The 1,837-nt window shown below is 43.3% G+C and carries 2 protein-coding genes; both read left to right on the forward strand.

What is annotated here, in order from left to right:
• Window positions 1–316 precede the first annotated feature (316 nt).
• The gene (locus B3182_RS05675; RefSeq protein ID WP_292357073.1) at window positions 317–625 is read left to right on the forward strand and encodes a hypothetical protein; all 309 of its coding nucleotides are present in this window, start codon (window positions 317–319) and stop codon (window positions 623–625) included.
• Between the two features lie 245 nt (window positions 626–870).
• Window positions 871–1,837 (forward strand): HlyD family secretion protein (locus B3182_RS05680; protein WP_292751917.1); only part of this gene is annotated, 967 nt, incomplete at its 3' end.

The raw sequence follows: 1,837 nt of genomic DNA on the forward strand, positions 1-1,837 counted from the left end.
CCGGTGCTAAGAAAAGTAGCCGATTCTGACGTAGAAAATGATTATTTTGAAAAATGGCTATATCGCATGGTGGAAGATCAGGAAACCCATGTAGTGATTAAAAATGGACAGATCGTAAAAATCTTTAATACTCCCCAGCCTTAATATTAATTAATAAAAAAGACGGCCTATACAGGCCGTTTTTTTTTTGACAATAATTCCTAATAATCAGAACCATTCAGTAAAAATAACTTTCTGAATAATTCATGGCTGAAGGATTTTACTGTTTGTTCGAGAGTCAGAAGTCAGGTGTGATTAATCAAAACAAGAGCTGCTGATGAAAATTCAAACTATTCTGGCTTTATCTGTGTTGGCGTTTTGTAATTCGGCGCTTCATGCAAATGAGATGGAAAACAATAAACAATGTGATCTTATCGCCAATCTGACAGGTGATTACTATCATCATAAGCAAGCCGGAAAATCCAAGCAGGATGTTCAGCAGACAATGCGTCCTGAGTTTGCCAATGAAGAGTTCTTGCGTGTTGTTGATTTGGCGATAAATCTTGCTTACACCTTCCCAGATGATTTATCTGAAGATAAAGTGGAACAACAAGTCTTTCAAGGGTGTGAACAACATCAACCCTGAGTGAAAATTTTCGTTACAAAATTCATTTGATCTGCATCAAAAGCTGTTAAGTTAAAGCATACTCATCGTTTTAATTATGCTTCGCTGTTGTAAACTTGAGTCCAACTGATAAGGCTTTGTGAGATCAATAATCTCCACTGCTTTCTTCAAAATAATCTGCAATAGCAATGTCGTTTTAAAAACATTCCTAAGGTTGCGGAAATTTTACGACGTTTTGGCAAATTTCTTTGTATAAGGGAAAACGGATGCCACTTAACCGAAATACTCATTTGCTTCGTGCGTTAATTGTTGTAGCAATAATTGTCTTATCCATTTTCCTTGTATGGCGTTTTTATCTGGCACCGGATCCTAATGCCGGTCTGGTTTATGGCAACGGCCGAATTGAGGCGACTGAAATCGATGTGGCCGCCAAAACGGCCGGGCGAATTGAGGATATATTGGTCCGAGAAGGTGATTTTGTCACGACTGGTCAGGTAGTGGCCCGAATGGATACTGAAAACCTGATGGCGCAGTTACGTGAAGCCCAGGCATTATTTCATCAGGCCGAGAGCTCTGTAGCTATCGCTAAAAGTCAATTGGTACAGCGCGAAGCAGAAAAACAAGCCGCATTGGCCCTGGTTGCACAGCGTCAGGCTGAACTAAATGTGGCGCGTAAGCGTTACGAGCGATCTTCATCCTTGGCAGGACGTGGAGCAACCTCCCAGCAGGAAGCCGATGATGATTTTGCACGTCAGCAAAGTGCCATCGCTGCTGTCAGTGCATCAAAGGCTCAGGTAGCCGCAGCAGATGCAGCCATTGTCACTGCCAGAGCACAATTGGCAGGAGCGGAATCTGCTTTATTAGGTGCACAAGCCAGCATCGACCGTATTCAGGCTGATATATCTGATAGTGAGCTTAAAGCTGTCCGTGATGGTCGAGTTCAGTATCGTATTGCCCAACCTGGAGAAGTCATTGGTGCTGGTGGACGGGTGTTGAATTTGGTCGATGTGCGTGATGTGTATATGACCTTCTTTTTACCGACACTCAGTGCAGGACGTTTAGCCTTAGGAACCGATGTCAGAATTATTCTGGATGCCGCCCCTGAATATGTCTTCCCCGCCAAAGTGTCTTTTGTGGCCGATGTCGCACAGTTCACTCCCAAAACCGTTGAAACCGCTACTGAACGGGAAAAATTGATGTTTAGAGTGCGTGCCCAGATCCCACAGGATCTGT

Source organism: Methylophaga sp. UBA4204 (assembly GCF_002379485.1).
In the GTDB taxonomy this organism is placed as follows: Bacteria; Pseudomonadota; Gammaproteobacteria; order Nitrosococcales; family Methylophagaceae; genus Methylophaga.